Genomic DNA, 18864 nt, shown 5'->3' with positions numbered 1-18864 from the left:
ACATGAAATATTTTATAATAGCACTTTTTTGCGGAATAGCGCTAACGGCTCAAAACAATCATGCGCATCATGATAGTATCAAAAATCTAGAAGAAGTAAAAGTACAAAACGCAGCAAAAAAGAAAATTGAGACCGAAATGAAAATGGCGGTTTCTGTTGATGAATTTTTGTCTTCGTCGGATAATATCAGTTTCATAAAAAGAGGGGCTTATGCCTGGGAGCCGTTGTTAAACAATATGAGCACAGAACGTTCTCAGGTCACAATTGACGGTATGCATATTTTTGGAGCTTGCACCGATAAGATGGATCCGATCACCTCTTATGTAGAAAGCAATAATCTGGCTGCGATCGATATTAAATCGGGGCAGGAGGGAAGCCTTCATGGAGCTACTGTTGCGGGAAGCATTGATTTAAAGAGAAGAAGCACGGCTTTTAGCCTAGAACCAAAATGGAAAGGGACTTATCAAACGGGTTTTGAGTTTAATAATAAGCAATTTTTTAATCTCGGTAATGTTTCATTTTCAAGAAATAAATTTGTTGCAGAAGGAAGCATTTCGTATCGAACTGCCGATAATTATTTTGATGGAAATAATGATGAGGTCAAACATTCGCAATACAACAAGTTCAACACTTCGTTAGGATTGGCTTATAAAACCAGTGATTTATCATCTGTAAGAGTAGATGCGATTTTTGATGTAGCAAAAGATGTCGGGTTTCCGGCACTTCCGATGGATTTGTGGCTTTCTCGCGCTTTGATCACCTCGGCTTCGTACAAGCAATTGTTTGAGGACGGATTGTTTAGAGTGGTCGATACCAAGATTTATTACAATGCCATAGAGCATTATATGGATGATACAACACGTCCTGAAAATCTCGTACATATGGATATGCCCGGATGGAGCACTACTTACGGATTGGTTTCTAAAGCTAATCTGAAGAAAAACAGTTATTCTTCTGAAATTTCATTAAATGCCTACGACAATCTATCAATTGCGGAGATGCGAATGTATCCGCAGGATAGAAGCAATAGAACTATGTTTGCCTTTAGCTGGCCTTGGGTTACCACTCGTTTTGCCGGATTGGCCATGAACAATTCATGGGAGATTTCAGAGAAAAGCCAAATAAATATGGGCGGTTCTTTGGGCGTGAATTACAATTATTCTAAATATGTCGAATTCAACTGGATTTTTCATCCGGGAGCTTCTCAGGAAAAAACGCGATTCTTGCCAAGCCTTCATGCCGGCTATCAGCTAAATATCGAGCAGTTTAATTTTTCAGTCGGGACAGGTTACGGCCATAGAGCGCCTTCTGTTTCTGAGGGTTATGGATATTACATCTACAATAGTTTTGACCGTTACGATTATATCGGAAATCCGGATTTGAAAAATGAAATTTCGTATGAAGGAAATGCATCTGCTGGTTTTAAAAACGACAGATTCAGTATTCAAGGAAAAGTAAATTACTTCTACATCCAAAATTATATCATCGGAAGGATTTTGAGCATGGGAAGTCCGATGAATTATCAATCTGTGGGGGTCAAAGGTTATACTTCTTTAGATTATGCCACACTTTTGAACCTGTCTATGAATGTCAGCTACGACATTTTGGAACATTTGCATTGGAAAGGAACGCTTACCTACGCACGTGGAACTGATGATAAAAACGGAAATCTGCCTTTTATTCGCCCGTTGAGCTATCTGACGTCGCTTCATTTTATGCATAAGAATTTTGGCATCCAGACTTCTGTAAACGGCGATTTGGAACAAATCAACTACAGTCCAGAATATGGAGAAGATTTAACGCCAGCTTATACGATTTGGAATCTTTCGGCCGATTATACTTTTAAAATCAATAAACTACGAAGCACAATTCAGATTGGTGCAGAAAATTTATTAAATGAATATTACAGCACCTATGCCGATTGGGGCAATATTCCAAGAATGGGGCGTAATATTTTTACTTCATTAAAAGTAAGTTTCTAAGCAAATGAAAAGAGTTTTTAGTATCACAATGACAATATTGTTTCTGCTGGTTTCTTTCCAGCAGGCGCTGCTTATTGTGCATTATAAACTCAATCAAAAGAATATCGAAAAGGAGTTTTGCGTCAACAAGTCCAAACCCGAAATGCAATGTCATGGTAAATGCCATTTGAATAAAGAATTGCAGCAATCAGAAAAAAATAGTGATCTTGAATTAACAGGATTAGGAAAGAAGATTGATGTGATTTTGATTTCGGAGATTGAATTTGCCTGGAACATTATAAAGGAAATAAATTCCAGAAAAGTATTGATATATAAAGAAATAGGTCAAACAGAACCTTGTCTCGAAATTTTTGTACCGCCGCCTATTGGGTGATTAACTTTCTCAATTCTTTAACCGATAATTGCGCAGATTCCACAAATTGGTTTGCTAAAATTTGTGCAGTTTGTGGTTAAATCAAGCTTCATAATAGTTGCCAAAACTAGATGCTTAATTATTAGAATGATGAAATATGCAAATCTAATGGACTTTATTAAATACAAAAATTTAAATATCAAAAAATGCAAAATTTAAAAAAATACCTTTTATTGGCAGTTGCTGCTTTAGCCTTTGTTTCTTGTTCAAACGATGGTGATAATCCTGCAGGAAATGTTACGCTAGAATTCAATAACACTTTTAAAAACACGACGATTATTTTAGGCGATGTTGCTTCGACTTCCGCTACGACGAATACTTCGGCAGCCGGACAAATACATCATTTTTCGGAGCTAAAATATGTAATCAGCAATATTCGTCTGGTAAAAGATGACGGAAGCGAAGTTGCGTACAATATAAATGATTTAGACAAAGGAGCAACCGTTATCGATCAGTCTAAAACAGCTTCGTTAAGTTATGTTTTAAGTAATGTTCCAGCCTCATCATACAAACAAATCAAGTTTGGATTGGGAATAAAACCAGAACAAAATACGTTAGACCAGGTTAGATTTCCGAACTTTTATGCTGCAGCTGGAGCAAATGATACGGCAATGATGTGGGAATGGGGATCAGGCTACCGTTTTACTAAAATTGAAGGTTTTTATGGTGCTGATAATAAAACCATGTCAATTCATACCGGAAGTACTGTCGAAGGAAAAAAAGGAGATGCGTCTACTTATACTCAGGGCGTAAATGCTTACCGAGATATCACTTTAAGTCTAACAACCAATGTAGTAGTTGGAGGTAATGCTCCAGTTATTAAAATTAAGGCTGATTTTGATAAAATGTTGAGCGGCAAAACGAATACGATTACGCTTTCAACCGGAACAGGAGATGCTGATAATGCAACTCCAAATGTTCACACGGCTGCACAGATGGTTAAGTTTGTGGATAATTTGGGTGGAAACGGAACAAGCGATATTAGCGGAATGTTCTCGGTTACGGCTGTCGAAAACTAAAATTATTTCAGAGCTGTCTGAAATTTTAGGTTTCGGACAGCTCTTTTAAAAATTCATTTAAAATGAAAAAAATAATTGGTTTTATAGCTTTGATGTTGCTGATTTCTTGTAGTAATGATGATGCTGAAATGGTTGCTGTTGATAATCCGGAAATTGCCTTAAACATTCCCGCCGACTTTCCGGAAGTGAATAGCTTTGTGAGTTTAAACAAACCCACAAAATATGGAGTAGCGTTAGGAGAAAAGCTTTTTTCAGACAAAAGATTCAGTGCAGATAATACAATTTCGTGTTCGAGTTGCCATATTCAAGCGAATGCTTTTGCAGATCATAATGCGCAGGCAATCGGAATTGATGGCAGGGTCGGACTGCGTAATACGCCATCAATTCAGAATTTAATCTTTATGCAATTTTACAATTGGGACGGAAGCAAGCTGCAACTCGAGAACCAGCCTTTGGTTCCCATTATAACCCACGAAGAAATGGATTCGTCGATTTTGGAAGTCATCGGTAAAATAGAAAATGATGTTACTTATAAAGAATTATTCAGGAAAACATTCGGAGACGAAAACATAACGCCCGAGAGGATTTATAAAAGCATTGCACAATTTGAGTACAGCTTAATTTCTGCAAACAGCAAATACGACAAAGTAAAGCGCAACGAAGGCGATAGTTTTACAATCGAGGAAGCAAAAGGCTATGAAACTTTTCAGCAAAAATGTGCGAGTTGTCACAGTACAGAGTTATTTACGGATCAGAGTTTTAGAAACATCGGTTTTCCTGTAAACACCAATTCTAATGAAGCCGGAAGAGCGAGAGTTACCGGACTCCCTGCCGATTTTATGAGTTTTCGTGTTCCGACTTTACGGAATATTGAATATACAGCACCTTATGGAAGTTTCGGTCAGTTTCCGACCTTAAAATCTGTTTTGGATTATTTTGATAACGGAGTTCTAGAAGCCGATAATCTTGATCCGATTTTTAAAAATAACGGAAACAGAATTCCGCTCACAGAAGAAGAAAAAACAAATCTTATCGCTTTTATGAAAACATTGAGCGATAAGGAGTTTGTGAAGTAAGCTGTTCTTTAAGTTTTCGAAAAAAGCCTGTAAAATTAATCTTTACAGGCTTTTTGTTTGTGTCTAATTATAGCTTTCCGCTTCATCCACCAAGTTTTCTTGTTGATTTCAAGCGCTATTTTGTTTTTTCGTTTGTAATAAATCGTTATAGAAATGGCGATAAATAGTGTTGAAAATCTGAAAATATTAGCACAAGTATCTCCGAGCGAATTACTGCTGACATCAAAAAGAAGCCAATACAGATTCATCAGACAATGTAAAAAAACAGCAGTCCACAAATTGAAATTCCATTCAGCGTAAATCCATGCGAATATGACCGAACCCAAAAAGGTAATCAGAAAAATTCCGATAAGTTCATTTAGGTCGGTGCTTTGGTATAAATGTGCTATTCCAAACAAAAGCGAACCCAGAAAAATGGAAGGCATAAAACCCAATCGTGTAAATCGGTACAACATTCCGAAAAGAAATGCTCTATAGATGATTTCTTCAAAAATTGCAGATGAAATGGTGTTGATGAGAATCGTGTCTAGAGATAGTTTTGTATTCAAACTAAAGTTTACCAAATAAGCAATCAACATTGGAAGTGTCGATACAAAAGCAAAAATAACACCGATAAACAAGCCTTTAGAAAGACCTAATTTCTCAGTAACGCTACCAGTGCTTTTATGCAAAAACATCACCGTAATAATTAAAGGGATTAAAGTTATGGTGTAAGCAAGGACATGTCCTAGAATTTTAGAATGGCTTGCTACTGTAATTTCTTTTTGAAGGAAGGAAAAAGTAGTGGCATCGATTAAGAAATAAATCGCAAAACCGAAAATGAAAAGCAGCGGAAATTTTAATTTGTTCATAGTTGTTTCAGGTGTTTGCAGCAAAAGTAAAAGACACAGAAACCACAAATCAAATTAAAGTGGCGATTGACAAAAGTTAGGGACGAAGAACAAAATTCTTTAAAATCGGTACTGCCGAATCGAGATATTTTCTCGAAACAGTCAATTCTTTTTCGATGTCCTGTATCGCGATTTTGTAACCCGAACTATTGCCTTTAAATCTTGTAGTTTTTTCTAAGTTGACAATAAAGGAGCGATGGATTTGCTTAATGGTATCGGTCTGAATTTGGCTTAATAATTTGGTCAGCGAAATTCGAATCATTTCTTTTTGAAGCATTCCGTTCTTATAAAAATACAGCATGCAATAATTATCAGCAGATTCGGCAAAAAGAAAATCGCTCTCTTGCAGTTCTAAACAATAATTGGAATAATCGGCAGTGATAAACAATTTGGTGTTTTTTTCATTTGTTTTCGAATAAGTATCATGTTCCAAAACAGTTTTTCCGAAAGATACATTTTTGTTCATTAAATGATTTTCCTTGTTGTTGAGGTAAATATATCGAGCCAGAATATAAGCCATAACAACTGGACCTCCAAGCGCTGTTGTGTAAGCGAACATATACAAATAGTTTTCAAATGAAAAACTTACTTTGCTGACAAATAAAGTGTTGTAAAAGTAAGACAAAGAAGAAATTAATAACAAAATCCAGAACGTCTTAAACAATTCAGAACCGATTGTCCATTTTATATTTTGTTTTGAAAGCAACAAATTGATACTGCAAAATGAAAACGTGGTAATAATTCCGTACGGAAACAACAGCAAATATTTATAACTATGCTCAAACTGACTGGTTCCAAATGGCTGATAAATGATTAAAAGAAAATACAATAACATACCTGTTAGGGAAGAGGTTAGGATGATTTCCTTATTGGTTTCGCTGTTTGGGTATAGGGTGTTTAGTAGCATTTTGATTTTTTGATTGATGATGTTAATCTGATGAAAGGTAAATTGGTTAGTGCTAATTTATGAAAAAAGAGATTTTTTGGGGATTAATATTTGATTAATGAATTATTTATACGATATGCCAATATAATAGTTAGATTGTATGTTTTTATAAAAGTTATTGATTAATGAAAGTCATTTTGTTAACAATTAAAATATCAACTATGTAGTTATAGTTGATCAAAAAGTAAAAATCCTGTAAATGTTGATTTCACAGGATTTTTTGGTTTAGAGATCTAATTTAATTGCTCAACATACATATTATCGTGGAGGATAATTTTATCTCCTAAAAGGTCTTTCAAGAGCATTAGGCATGGTGCGTCTGAATCAAATTCCAAACCCTGTACAAAGTCGAATGCTTTGAGGGGTTTGTCTTTACCATTTGAATTAATGTTATGTGCATTTTCAAAGTTTTGAACATGAACGTATCTTCTAGCCATTCCTTTCATAATTTGATTTGCGTTAACAATCTTGTCCCAAATTGAACTATTTAATGACCAAGCACTATTCGCTGAACTATCCTTATTAAATCTTGTGTCCGAATCATGTATAACACAATGTTCTATGTGAAATGCAGTAAAAATTTCTTGGAAGAATGGGATGTTATTTTTGGAACCTGAATTTAATACATAAATTTCATAGTCATTATAAAAACGTTTTATCAAATCTCTAAATACAATAGCTTCAGTATCACCTTCAACTATAATCACCATTTTCGCATAAAATGATTCGCATACATGAGGATTAAATCTATTAATCATTTGGATACGTTGTTTTCGTTCGTCATCGCTTCTAAAAACTTCATCTCCTACTTGGTATGTAAATGTGGTTTCATCATGTTTCTTAACTACTCTCACCAATGATGAATGTGGTTTGGAAATGTCGATCATAAGAGGGGAGTGGGTTGCACATATGACTTGAAATGGAGAATTTTCGGCTAGATCATATAAACTTGTTCTAAGTTTAAATGTAATTTCTGGATGTAAGAATAGTTCAGGCTCTTCATATAATATTATATATTCTTTCCTTTTTCCTTCGCGAGATCTTTTTAGGAAAGTTAAAAAATTATATAATGCTTGACGAATCACACCATGTCCATATTGCGTAAAAACCTCGTTTCTATCGATTCCTTCTTTGCTAATTGTTACACTGTGATTTTTTTTAAATGAATCTTCCAGTTTTATATTATCATCATCTTTAGGTGAAAGTTTTAGTGTAAGGTCTGAGAACACTTTTTTAAAATATTCATTTATTTCCTCATTATATTTTGTAACAATATCTGAGTCAGCTATTTTTTGCTGTAGTTTCTTAACGCCGTCTATCAACTGATTTAGGTCTTCACCGTAGTCGTCTTTTAATTTTTTAAGAATTTCATCTTGTATTAATTTATTGACTTTTTCTTCAAGACTACTTTCGGTCTCCATGGCGCTGATTAGAATTGGTGTAGGAGAGTGTTTCTGGAATAATGAAGGCATTCCGCCAAAACCGTTAAGTATCCATTCATCAGTTTCAGGAGAAAATGTATATTTATCTGCAGTTTCATGTTTTGTCCAGATTTTTTTTATTCGAATAAAGTTATTTTCATCTACCCATTTTTTAATCCAATCAGGGTCACTGCCTTTTCCTTTAGTTACTGCAGCTAATTCGTCATCATCATCGTCATTTTCATCTTTTAAAAAGACGCCTTCTATTTCAATAGGTGTATTAACGTCATAGTTGTAAAAATCAGATGTGTTTGCTTTTTGAGCGGAATTAATAAAAAATTCATATGCGCGCAGAAAAGAAGATTTACCAACATTATTTAGTCCGATAAGAAAAATAATGTTTGAGGATGAAAAATCAATTGTATTGTTTTCTCCTTTAAGACCTCGAAAATTTTTAATGATAAGCTTTTGTAGTTTCATATGATAGTTAGTTATTAGTTTAATTACTAAAAATATAACTTTACCACTCTTTTTGTTAGAGTGAAACTACCTGATTTGATTTAGTTTAATATTAAATTTATCAACAATAAAAATATCAACGAAATTGTCAACCAAAAAACGAAAAAGCCCATAAACAAAAAGTTTACAGGCTTTTTTTTGTGGAGTCGCCGGGAATCGAACCCGGGTCCAAACAAGCAGCTAAAGAGCTTTCTACACGCTTATTTCCTGATTGGGTTTTCGATGTTGAGCTAGGTCAGAAACAACCACCCAACACTTATCTTCTTAATTTTCGAAATCCACCCGAAGCTCTTGAAAATCTAGGTTTATTTTTACGGTTCCCCTTGACAGAACGCCACAAACCAAGGCTTTCTAGGAGAATCCAGCTTCCCTACCTTGTAGAGACGTGGCTAATCGTACTATAATTCAGATTATGCAGCTAAAGCGTAATTATTTTCGCCGTTTAAAAGTGTGAGATCTTATATTTACGAGCAAGGTCTCAATGCTCGACGTGCTTACTTTTCAACTCGACTTGCTGTCAAAACCAGTCGACCCCAAAAATGAGTTTGCAAATTTAGACTTTTTGCAATTAGTTTATATTAAAATTTTCAGAAAATTTTGGTTATTCTTCATCTTTGAAGTTAAAAGGATAATCGCCAAAAATAGGAGCCAATTTGCGAACGGCATAAGTGTTTCTAGTCATTTTGTTAGACAATGCAATTATCGTTACCTGTTCTTTCATCAAAGTGATGTAAGAAGACGTATAACCGTGCCACCAGCCATTATGAAAGTAAAAATTCTGTCCCGTCTCCCAGTTTATCATTCTGATTCCGAGGCCGTAATTTTTGGTGCCTTTTCGTTCATTGCTATAGCCTACGTAGACCTGTTTTAATAATTCAGGTTTCAGAAAATCAGGAGAATTTCTTGCTCGGTCAAATTTCAGCAAATCACGAGGCGTCGAAAATATATTCTTGTCGCCATAAACGGCATCCATATAATCTAAGCCAATTTCTACACCAGATCCTTTATAAGAAGGCACTATTGTTTTGCGGTCTTTTTCATAATCAAAAACAAAAGTGTTTTTCATTCCCAATGGCTTAAAAATCATTTCGGTCATTGCTTCTTTATAGCTTAAGCCGGTAATTTTCTCAATGATCAGCGCCAACATGGCGTAGTTGGTATTGCAGTAAGCAAAACGAGTTCCGGTTCTAGATTCCAAACCGATATCTTTGGTTGCCATGATTTCGAGAATATCCTTATTCGTCAGCTGATTGTGTCGGTCCCAAATCGATTTGTCGCGGTCTGTAAAGTAGGCATAATTACGCATGCCACTGCGGTGATCCAACAACATTCTGATGGTACAATCTGGATATGGAAAAGTTTTAAGGATAGTATTTACCTTCTGGTCAAGTTCTATTTTTCCGGCATTTACCAATTTCAAAATCGCAGTAGCTGTAAGTACCTTGCTTACAGAAGCGATATGAAGCGGAGTATCGGCATTTATTTTCGTTCCCTCATTTTTGTCGGCGAATCCGTTATATCTTTCAAAAATAATCTGACCGTTTTTGGCTACCAAAAAGCCGCCATTCATGGTGTTATTAGGCCAATTTTTATTGTAAAAATGATTGATTCTGCCTGTTACAGAGTTCTTAAAGGCCTGAGAAATCTTTTTTTCAGCGCCTAAAGGTTTCATTTTCGGTAAGGTATCTTCGATTGCTGGTGTTTCAGCAGTTTGTGTTTTTTTATCATTTCCACAAGAACTTAAAACTAGGATAGAGAAAAGTATTTGTGGTATATTTGTTTTTTTAAGGAAAATCATTTGCATCGTTCTTTAAAAACAAATATATCGAATTCAATTTTGTTGTTTTCGCATTTTAAAGCGTTCTAGAACGGTTGTTTTAACATGTTTTTAACAACGTGTTTTTTTAGTTGTTTGTTTATCAGTATTTAACGGTTTTTAAACATTCTAAATTGTTTTTGTGAAAGAAAATTTTAACTAAATTTGTTATATTTGAAACAAATATTGCTTAAAAAGTTATATAAATAATATTTTAATTCTGGTTTAAATGAAATTTGGAATACTAAAAGAAAGAAAAAATCCGCCCGACAGAAGAGTAGTGTTTTCGCCAGACGAACTCGCAAAACTTAAACAGCTTTATCCCGAGGTTTCGGTTGCAGTGGAAAGTTCCGACATCAGAATTTTTTCTGATACTGACTATAAAAACATGGGGCTGACAGTGACCGATGATGTTTCTGACTGTGATGTTCTTTTTGGCGTAAAAGAAGTTCCGGTAGAAAATCTGATTCCGAATAAGTCGTATTTCTTTTTCTCACATACCATCAAAAAACAGCCTCATAACAGAAAGTTGCTTCAGGCCATTTTGGAGAAAAAAATTGATCTTTACGATCATGAAACGATTGTCGATGAACACGACCGTCGTTTGATTGGTTTTGGAAAATATGCCGGAATGGTGGGTGTTTATAACGGAATTAGAGCTTTCGGAATTAAATTCGAATTGTTTAAGCTTCCAAAAGCCGAAACGCTTTCGGGGAAAGAAGATTTGATAAAGCATCTAAAACGTATTACGATGCCGGCTCTGAAATTTGTAGTAACGGGAACCGGGAAGGTAGGAAGCGGTGCAAAAGAAATTTTGGATGCGATAAAGGTTAAAGAAATTACGATAGAAAATTACTTAAGCAAAACTTATGCGCAGGCAGTGTATGTGCAACTTGATGTTTTGGAATACAATAAACGAAAAGACGGTCTGGTTTTGGATTTCAAAGACTTTGTGGCGCATCCAGAGGAGTATGTTTCAGATTTTGAACGATTCACAAAGGTTTCAGATATTTATTTCGCTGGACATTTTCACGCCAATAATGCTCCCATGATTTTGACAAAAGAGATGCTCAACGCAAGCGACTGCAAACTCAAAGTGGTAGCCGATATTTCGTGTGACGTTAACGGACCAATTGCTTGTACGGTACGTTCTTCTACCATAGAAGAACCGCTTTACGGTTATTTTCCTTTCGAAGACAGGGAAGTAGATTTTTTTCATCCTGCGGCAGTCGCAGTAATGGCGGTGGATAATCTGCCATGCGAAATACCGAAAGATTCCAGTATAGGTTTCGGAGAACAGTTTATGGAATTTGTAATTCCGGCCTTCTTCAATGGGGATAAAGACGGAATTCTAAAACGAGCCAAAATAACAGAAAACGGAAAACTTACAGAAAGATTCAGCTATCTGCAGGATTATGTTGATGGGGGAAAGTAAGTTATGGGTTATGGGTTAAGAGTTAAGGGTTATGAGTTAGAAGTTGAGAGTTTTGTTCTTGAAAATAAAAAGCGGTAAAGCATTTTATGTTTTACCGCTTTTACTGTTAAAGATTAAGCGTCAATCTATAAACTTCTAACTCTTAACCCATAACTGATTACTTCAAATCAAACCATATCCTCGGCTTTCACCCAAGCATCAAAATCTTCGGGTGTTACATAACCTAGGCGTACGGCTTCATCTTTCAAAGTTGTTCCGTTTTTATGAGCTGTTTGCGCAATTTCTGCCGCTTTATAATATCCAATTTTTGTATTTAAAGCTGTTACCAACATTAAGGAATTGTCTACTAATTCTTTGATTCTTTTGTGGTTTGGTTCGATTCCTTGTGCGCAGTGTTCGTCAAAAGAAACACAGGCATCACCAAGTAATCGTGCCGATTGTAAAAAGTTGGCAACCATTATAGGTTTAAAAACATTCAGTTCATAATGTCCCTGCATGCCTCCAACAGCAATCGCCATATCATTTCCGATAACTTGAGCACAAACCATGGTAAGCGCTTCGCATTGTGTCGGATTTACTTTTCCGGGCATAATAGAAGAGCCGGGCTCGTTTTCTGGGATATGAATTTCGCCAATTCCGGAACGAGGCCCGGAAGCTAGCATTCTTACATCGTTTGCAATTTTATTTAATGAAACCGCTAATTGTTTCAAAGCTCCATGCGTTTCTACAATGGCATCGTGTGCGGCCAGTGCCTCAAATTTGTTTTCAGCCGTTACAAACGGGTGATTTGTAAATTTGGCGATGTATTCAGCAACTTTTACATCGTATCCTTTTGGAGTGTTCAATCCGGTTCCGACTGCTGTTCCTCCAAGAGCAATTTCTGATAAATGGCTTAAAGTGTTTTTTAGCGCTTTTAGTCCAAAAGCCAATTGTGCGGCATATCCAGAAATTTCCTGACCAAGGGTGAGGGGAGTGGCGTCCATTAAGTGTGTACGTCCTATTTTTACAACGTCTTTAAATTCGTTTGCTTTTGAAACTAAAGTTGCGTGCAGTTTTTCAACTCCTGGAATTGTGGTTTCTACCACCATCTTGTAAGCTGCGATATGCATTCCGGTCGGGAAAGTATCGTTAGACGATTGTGATTTGTTGACGTCGTCATTGGCTTTTATGAATTGTTCGCCTTCGCCGATTTCAAAACCTTTAAGAACCTGAGCGCGATTGGCAATTACTTCATTGACATTCATATTGCTTTGTGTCCCAGAACCAGTCTGCCAGATTACAAGCGGAAACTGATCGTCCAGTTTTCCTTCTAATATCTCATCGCAGACTGCGGCGATAGCATCTCTTTTCTCGGTTGAAAGAACGCCTAGGTCACAGTTTGCATACGCTGCAGCCTTTTTTAGATAGGCAAATCCTTCAATGATTTCTGACGGCATAGAGCCAGCTGCTCCAATTTTAAAATTATTTCGAGAACGTTCTGTCTGTGCACCCCAATATTTATCGGCAGGGACCTGAACTTCTCCCATGGTGTCTTTTTCTATTCTGTATTTCATTATATATGTAGGGTTTGTTGTTTATTGTTGTCGTTCTTTTGAAAATGATTCCCTAGCCTGATGAAAGCGAAATCTCCCAATCTAGAAAAACAAGGTTTTTTATCCGTTGCTTTTGCTTATCGGCATTACAGCGGAAAGCAGGAAATAGCTCTTCAAAAATATTTACATCTTTTAAAAGCCTTTATTTAAAAGAGATTTGTATTCAAAAAAAGCTTATTTAAAATGAGTATAAATATACGGATAAATGTTATTTCACGAAAATTGATTTAGATTTTATTGCTGAGAAAAAATATAAGGCTTACATTTGCGGTAACATTCAAAATTCCGGAAAACATGTTTGAATTTTCACAGTACTTAGGCTTTTTGCTTTTCTTAACCATACTAACTATAGGGTTTTGGTTAATGTTTTTCTTGGTTGGTTTCTTATCTTATTGGGTAACAGGAGCTAGTTGGGAAATGATCAAAGAGAAAAGAGCCAAAAAAAGACAAGAAGAACAATCAGTTAAAATTTAATTGATTTCAAAAAAGAAAGGACCCGTTTTTACGAGTCCTTTTTTTTGAATCCATAACAAATTCCAAAATCTGAAATTCTAAATTCCAAATTGATTGAACATATTAAAACCGGATAGTTTTTTTTAAATCTGTCGGGTTTTCTTTTGATTTAGATATTTAATATTCCGTAGGAATATATCGTTGGTAGAAAAAAATCCAAATTCCAATTTTTAAGTCGGAATTTGGATTTTATTTTTGAGTCCAAAGATTGGAATTTGGAATTTCTATATTGAAATTTTAATAGCGTTTATCCAGGAAAATCTCCTCCTTCTTCGCCACCGCCATTTCTTGGTGCGTTTTTATCTCTTTCACCTTTTGGTTTATTGAAACGGTAGGTGAACGATAAATTGAATTGACGTCTACGCCATTGCATTTCACCATAAGAAGTTTGGTTTTCAAGATAAGTGTATGATTTCATAATCCTTGAATTGAAAACGTCGCTGATGTTGAATGCGATAGTTCCTTTGTCTTTTAAAACATCTTTGCTCAACGAAGTATTCATTCCGAATTGTCCTAGGTTTTTACCTTGAGCGGTTTTTTGTTGGCCATTGTACATGGCAGTCAATTGCCAGTCAATTTTGTAAGGTAATGTTACTTTTGAGCTAACTCTTGTAAACCAAGAATTGGCCTTATTGTCAAGATTTTGTGTAATAACTTCGCCTGTTACAAAATCGGTATAACTATTTTCTCCTGTTGAATTTATATTGAAGAAATTAAAATTACTGTTTAACTTCCACCATTTAAATGGAGTATAGTTGAAGGTAAATTCAAAACCAAACTTTTGCTCTTTTCCTAAGTTTATCGGACGACTTAAAATAACCGGATTTCCGTCCACTACTTCGCCTGTTGGAGTTCTTACAAAGCTGAACACATCTTTTGTGTCTTCAAAATAAGCAGAAGTGCTAAAAGTAACTTTTGTCCATCTTTTGATGTAGCCAATGTCGTATTTGTCTGTTAAAGATGGATCTAAGTCAGGATTTCCTTGAAAAATATTAATGTTACTAGCGTAATTGACCGCAGGATTCATAAAACGTCCTCTTGGTCTTGACAAACGTTTGCTATAGCTTACGTTAAAATTACTCTGATCAGAGATTTCATAACTGATGAAAGCGCTTGGAAATAAATTATTGTATTTTTTAGTATTAAAGTCGTTAGAATCCAATAGGTTAACTTCTATATTGGTGTCTTCCCAACGAAGACCGAATAAATACGAAAATTTGTTTACTTTAAAACCGTATTGCGTGTAGAGAGCATTGATGTATTCTTTGTATTCTAAATTGTTAGAAAGATTTGTGTCTTTTGCGCCTTGCGAATCAGTTACAAAATATTCGTTATTTAGATCTCCGAAGCTTCCTTTATAACCAGCTTCAAACTGACCGCCTTTTCCTAAAGGAAGAACATAGTCTGCTTGAAACAAAACTTGTTTCTGAACCTGGTCGTTCAAAGTTGAGTTTACGATTGTGTTTGGTGAGTTTGAGATTACACTATTGCTGTCGTCTGTATTTCTTGAAATAGACAAATCTGCGGTAAGTTTGTGTCCTTTGTCGTTGAAATTTTTGATTAAGTTAGACGTAAACTCAACGTTATCACTTCCTGTATCTCCATCATTTAAACGATAAGTTGCTCCTGTAAAATTACGGTCAGCATCAAAATTATTGTAGTTGATAAGGTCTCTGTCCTCGCCGCTGTTTTTTTGATAGTTTATTGCATTGGTCCAAAACGTATTTGGAGCTACTGTCCATTCTACGCCAGCTCTTGCATTAAAGCCATTTCGTATTCTTTTGGTATCACGATCTTCATCAAGATAACTTCTTGTAGATCCGTCTTCGTTAAAGTATTGCGAATTTGTTAAACCGCGTCCTTCGTTGGTTCTGTAGTTGTAACCAGCGGTAGTAAAGTAGTTTAGTTTTTCTGTTTTATAGTTCAAGTTTCCGCTCAAACCGTAAGTTTCAGGAATTCCTGTAGAAGCAATAAAAGTTCCGTTGAATCCTTGATTTTTTCCTTTTTTAAGAATGATATTGATAATTCCAGAACCTCCTTCTGCATCGTAACGCGCAGATGGATTCGTGATTACTTCTACTTTGTCAATCGCATCGGCAGGAAGTTGTCTTAAAGCTTCTGCCATATTAATAGCTTGCGAAGGTCTTCCGTCAATCAAAATTCTGATGTTGTCACTACCTCTTAAACTTACATTTCCTTCCGTATCTACAGATACAGAAGGTACGTTGTCTAGAACATCGCTTACGCTTCCGCCCTTTACAATCATATCCTGCCCAACGTTATAAACTTTTTTGTCCAATTTAATGTCTACTGTCGATTTCTCGGCGCGAACTACAACTTCGTTCAGCTGTGCGGCATCTTCAGATAAATTTACTGTACCTAAATTGGTATCGCCCTGAATGCTTTTTTGTTTTATTTCAGTTGATTTAAACGAAATAAATTCAATTTTAATATCGTAGGTTCCAGGAGCAATCGCTACCTCAAATTCTCCTTTCGGATTGGTGATTCCGCCAGCAATAACTTTAGTGTCGTTTGGTGCCGTAATCGAAATTGTAGCGTACTCGAGAGGTTGTTTCGTAACTTTTTCTAAAACTTTTCCCGTAACCTTGGCTTTGCTTTTCGGACCCGGGCCTTCTTGTGAATAGTTGTAAATGCTTGTAAATAAGAATGCAAGCAGTACAGCAAATTTAAATTGTTTCATTTTTTTGGTTTCTTTTCTTCTTAGACCGCAAAAATAGACTTTGGTTTAATTTAGAAAATCACAAAAAAATGTTAACAGAATATTTTAGAACTAATCTAAAAAGCTTGCTACGGCTTCTAAATCTCTTCCAATTATGGCTTTTCCGTTTTTTACAACAATTGGTCTTTCAATCAAAATAGGATTGTCAACCATTGCCTGCACAATTTCGTCATCGGTCAGTGATTTGTCTTTGTAGCTTTCTGTCCAAATTTTTTCTTTGGTGCGAATTAACTGCAGCGGTTTTAAATCAAGTTGTTGCAACAGCGTTTTTAATTCATCAAAAGAAGGATTCTGTGTCAGATACGGAATAATTTCAAATTCCTGATTGGTGTTTTCAATAAAAGCCACACAGTTTCTAGATTTTCCGCAACGAGGATTGTGGTAAATTTGTATCATTTTGTTATATTTAAGAAATGGTAAAAACGCTAAGACAAAAAAGCGGTATTTTAGCATTGTCAAAAATAAGATTAACTTATAATATTTGGATCTCCCTCTTTAAAATTTTAAAATATGTTTTTAGAACAAGGAATTAAACCTGAAAATAGGTTTTGGAAATACCTTTTAGGCTCTGTTTTTATCATTGCAGCATCGTTTATAGGGCAAATTCCACTCTCTGCAGCAGTGCTTTACAAATGTTTTGCAGAAAATAAGCCTTTCCCCACAACAAACGAAGGTGTCATGAAGATGTTTGAGTCTAATATGACCTTGTTTCTGGTCATGATTTCTTTTGTTTTTGCTTTTGCCGGAATTTATTTCGTAGTAAAATATATTCACCATCAGACCTTGCTGTCGATAACAACATCGCGAGCAAAAGTCGATTGGAAAAGAATTTGGTTTTCCTTTTTTTTATGGGCTTTCTTTTCGGGCATAAGTTTTCTGTTTGTGTATTTAAGGTCTCCCGAGAATTTTGTTTTCAATTTTAATTTAATTCCGTTTTTGATTCTGATTCTGATTGCTTCAATCTTGATTCCGATTCAGACCAGTACAGAAGAATATGTTTTTAGAGGATATTTAATGCAGGGATTTGCTAATCTTTCGTACAACAGATGGTTTCCGCTTCTCATGACTTCCATAATTTTCGGTTCTATGCATATTTTCAATCCAGAAGTTGCAAAAATGGGAAACATCATAATGATTTACTATATCGGAACAGGTCTGTTTTTGGGGATTATCACCTTGATGGATGAGGGGATTGAATTAGCTTTAGGATTTCATGCCGCAAATAATCTGGTGGGAGCTTTGTTAGTTACATCTGATTGGACTGTTTTTCAGACCAATTCTGTTTTTATAGATCGTTCAGAACCCTCGGCCGGCTTGGATGTAATTCTTCCGGTTGTGATTATTTATCCGATTTTGCTTTTTATTTTCAGTAGAAAATATGGCTGGAATAATTGGAAAGAAAAACTAAGTGGAAATATTAATAAATCAGGAAATCATGTCAAATTTAACTCATAAAAACGTTCATAATTATTTTAAACTAAATGGATATCATTTAAATGCGAAAGATTTGTGTCGTGTAGGCTATAGTTTTATTAAAGAAGGAGATGCCTACGAACAGTCGATTGGGGAGTTTTTTCTTGATTGGTTCGATGAAAAAGAGTATATCGAAATGACTACTTCTGGCACCACGGGATTGCCGAAACTGGTTCGTTTAGAGAAAAAAGCAATGATTTATTCTGCGCTCGCAACTGGAGATTTTTTCGGACTCGAGCCAGGAAATAAGGCGTTGTTATGTCTACCAACACAGTTTATTGCGGGAAAAATGATGTTGGTGCGCAGCCTGATTCTCGGTTTAGAGTTGGATGTTGTTTCGCCAAGCCTTCATCCGCTTGAATTCAATAAAAAGATGTATGATTTTGTGGCTATGGTGCCTTTGCAGGTTCAGAATTCAATCGATCAATTAGATGCTGTACGAAAATTGATTATCGGCGGTGCAAAACTGGATTCTGCTCTTGAAGAAAGGCTTTTGCCGCTTAAAACCGAAATTTACGAAACTTACGGAATGACCGAAACCATTACGCACATTGCGGCTAAACGTTTAGGTGATGCTGTTTTTTCGATTCTTCCAAACGTGAAAATTTCTCAAGACGATCGCCAATGTTTGGTAATTAATGTGGCTACAATTTCAGACGAGCCAATTGTTACAAATGATTTGGTGGAATTAAAAAATGATCATCAGTTTGTGTTTCTTGGACGAATTGATAATGTAATCAATAGTGGAGGAGTAAAGCTGATTCCGGAACAGATTGAAGCTAAATTGACTGGCAAAATTGCTAATCGATTTTTCGTTACGGGACTTCCTGATACAACTTTAGGAGAAAAATTAGTTTTGGTCATCGAAGGAGAAAAGCAAGATTTTCCAGCCGATTTTTTCGATGTTTTGGGAAAATATGAAAAACCAAAAGAAATAGTTTTTGTTTCTAAATTTAAAGAAAATGAAAACGGAAAGCTACTTCGTAAACCTACCCTTCAGGATTAAAATTCCAAAAATAAAAAATTCCAA

15 protein-coding genes and 1 other RNA gene are annotated in these 18864 nt (G+C 35.5%); 8 read left to right on the top strand and 8 right to left on the bottom strand.

The window, feature by feature from the left end:
- Positions 1-2 precede the first annotated feature (2 nt).
- The 4 genes from E0W73_RS03170 to E0W73_RS03155 all read left to right on the top strand — a co-directional run bounded on the left by E0W73_RS03170 (position 3) and on the right by E0W73_RS03155 (position 4489).
- Positions 3-1982, top strand: coding sequence for a TonB-dependent receptor plug domain-containing protein (locus tag E0W73_RS03170; RefSeq protein WP_135220646.1), 1980 nt, complete (start codon positions 3-5; stop codon positions 1980-1982).
- A 4-nt stretch (positions 1983-1986) separates the two neighbouring features.
- Complete coding sequence (locus E0W73_RS03165; RefSeq protein ID WP_135220645.1) at positions 1987-2355, top strand: hypothetical protein; 369 nt, start codon at positions 1987-1989, stop codon at positions 2353-2355.
- 185 nt (positions 2356-2540) lie between these two features.
- Complete coding sequence (locus E0W73_RS03160; RefSeq protein ID WP_135220644.1) at positions 2541-3413, top strand: MbnP family protein; 873 nt, start codon at positions 2541-2543, stop codon at positions 3411-3413.
- A 62-nt stretch (positions 3414-3475) separates the two neighbouring features.
- On the top strand, positions 3476-4489 hold the full coding sequence (locus E0W73_RS03155; protein ID WP_135220643.1) for a cytochrome-c peroxidase: 1014 nt from the start codon (positions 3476-3478) through the stop codon (positions 4487-4489).
- 35 nt (positions 4490-4524) lie between these two features.
- On the opposite strand, the gene E0W73_RS03150 is transcribed toward E0W73_RS03155, so the two are convergent.
- The 5 genes from E0W73_RS03150 to E0W73_RS03130 all read right to left on the bottom strand — a co-directional run bounded on the left by E0W73_RS03150 (position 4525) and on the right by E0W73_RS03130 (position 10069).
- Positions 4525-5340 carry a CPBP family intramembrane glutamic endopeptidase gene (locus E0W73_RS03150; protein ID WP_135220642.1) on the bottom strand — a complete coding sequence of 272 codons (816 nt, stop codon included), beginning with the start codon at positions 5338-5340 and terminating at the stop codon, positions 4525-4527.
- 76 nt (positions 5341-5416) lie between these two features.
- The gene (locus E0W73_RS03145) at positions 5417-6286 is read right to left on the bottom strand and encodes a LytTR family DNA-binding domain-containing protein (protein WP_135220641.1); all 870 of its coding nucleotides are present in this window, start codon (positions 6284-6286) and stop codon (positions 5417-5419) included.
- A gap of 272 nt (positions 6287-6558) precedes the next feature.
- Complete coding sequence (locus E0W73_RS03140) at positions 6559-8226, bottom strand: ATP-dependent nuclease (RefSeq protein ID WP_135220640.1); 1668 nt, start codon at positions 8224-8226, stop codon at positions 6559-6561.
- Between the two features lie 177 nt (positions 8227-8403).
- Positions 8404-8800, bottom strand: a transfer-messenger RNA (tmRNA) gene (ssrA, locus tag E0W73_RS03135).
- Positions 8801-8866: 66 nt separating this feature from the next.
- Complete coding sequence (locus tag E0W73_RS03130; RefSeq protein ID WP_135220639.1) at positions 8867-10069, bottom strand: serine hydrolase domain-containing protein; 1203 nt, start codon at positions 10067-10069, stop codon at positions 8867-8869.
- Between the two features lie 241 nt (positions 10070-10310).
- Here E0W73_RS03130 and E0W73_RS03125 point away from each other — a divergent pair, with 241 nt between their 5' ends.
- The gene (locus E0W73_RS03125; RefSeq protein WP_135220638.1) at positions 10311-11516 is read left to right on the top strand and encodes an NAD(P)-dependent oxidoreductase; all 1206 of its coding nucleotides are present in this window, start codon (positions 10311-10313) and stop codon (positions 11514-11516) included.
- 167 nt (positions 11517-11683) lie between these two features.
- Here E0W73_RS03125 and fumC read toward each other — a convergent pair whose 3' ends face one another.
- Positions 11684-13069, bottom strand: coding sequence for a class II fumarate hydratase (gene fumC / locus E0W73_RS03120; RefSeq protein ID WP_135220637.1), 1386 nt, complete (start codon positions 13067-13069; stop codon positions 11684-11686).
- Positions 13070-13402: 333 nt separating this feature from the next.
- Here fumC and E0W73_RS03115 point away from each other — a divergent pair, with 333 nt between their 5' ends.
- A complete protein-coding gene (locus E0W73_RS03115) occupies positions 13403-13582 on the top strand; it encodes a hypothetical protein (protein WP_135220636.1) in 180 nt (59 codons plus the stop codon).
- Between the two features lie 286 nt (positions 13583-13868).
- Here the strand turns inward: E0W73_RS03115 and E0W73_RS03110 are convergent, their stop codons facing one another.
- Both E0W73_RS03110 and arsC read right to left on the bottom strand, forming a co-directional pair.
- Complete coding sequence (locus tag E0W73_RS03110; protein WP_135220635.1) at positions 13869-16322, bottom strand: outer membrane beta-barrel family protein; 2454 nt, start codon at positions 16320-16322, stop codon at positions 13869-13871.
- 90 nt (positions 16323-16412) lie between these two features.
- Positions 16413-16757 carry an arsenate reductase (glutaredoxin) gene (arsC, locus tag E0W73_RS03105; RefSeq protein WP_135220634.1) on the bottom strand — a complete coding sequence of 115 codons (345 nt, stop codon included), beginning with the start codon at positions 16755-16757 and terminating at the stop codon, positions 16413-16415.
- A gap of 114 nt (positions 16758-16871) precedes the next feature.
- On the opposite strand from arsC, the gene E0W73_RS03100 reads away from it, so the two are divergent.
- Together E0W73_RS03100 and E0W73_RS03095 are read left to right on the top strand one after the other, a co-directional pair.
- Positions 16872-17816: a CPBP family intramembrane glutamic endopeptidase gene (locus E0W73_RS03100; RefSeq protein ID WP_135220633.1), complete on the top strand. Its 945-nt coding sequence runs from the start codon at positions 16872-16874 to the stop codon at positions 17814-17816.
- Complete coding sequence (locus E0W73_RS03095) at positions 17797-18840, top strand: AMP-binding protein (RefSeq protein WP_135220632.1); 1044 nt, start codon at positions 17797-17799, stop codon at positions 18838-18840. Before E0W73_RS03100 ends, E0W73_RS03095 begins: the two co-directional genes overlap by 20 nt.
- Positions 18841-18864: the final 24 nt, after the last annotated feature.

The sequence above is a fragment of the Flavobacterium foetidum genome (assembly GCF_004634245.1).
Lineage (GTDB): Bacteria > Bacteroidota > Bacteroidia > Flavobacteriales > Flavobacteriaceae > Flavobacterium > Flavobacterium foetidum.
This window is presented reverse-complemented; position numbering and strand designations above follow the sequence as displayed.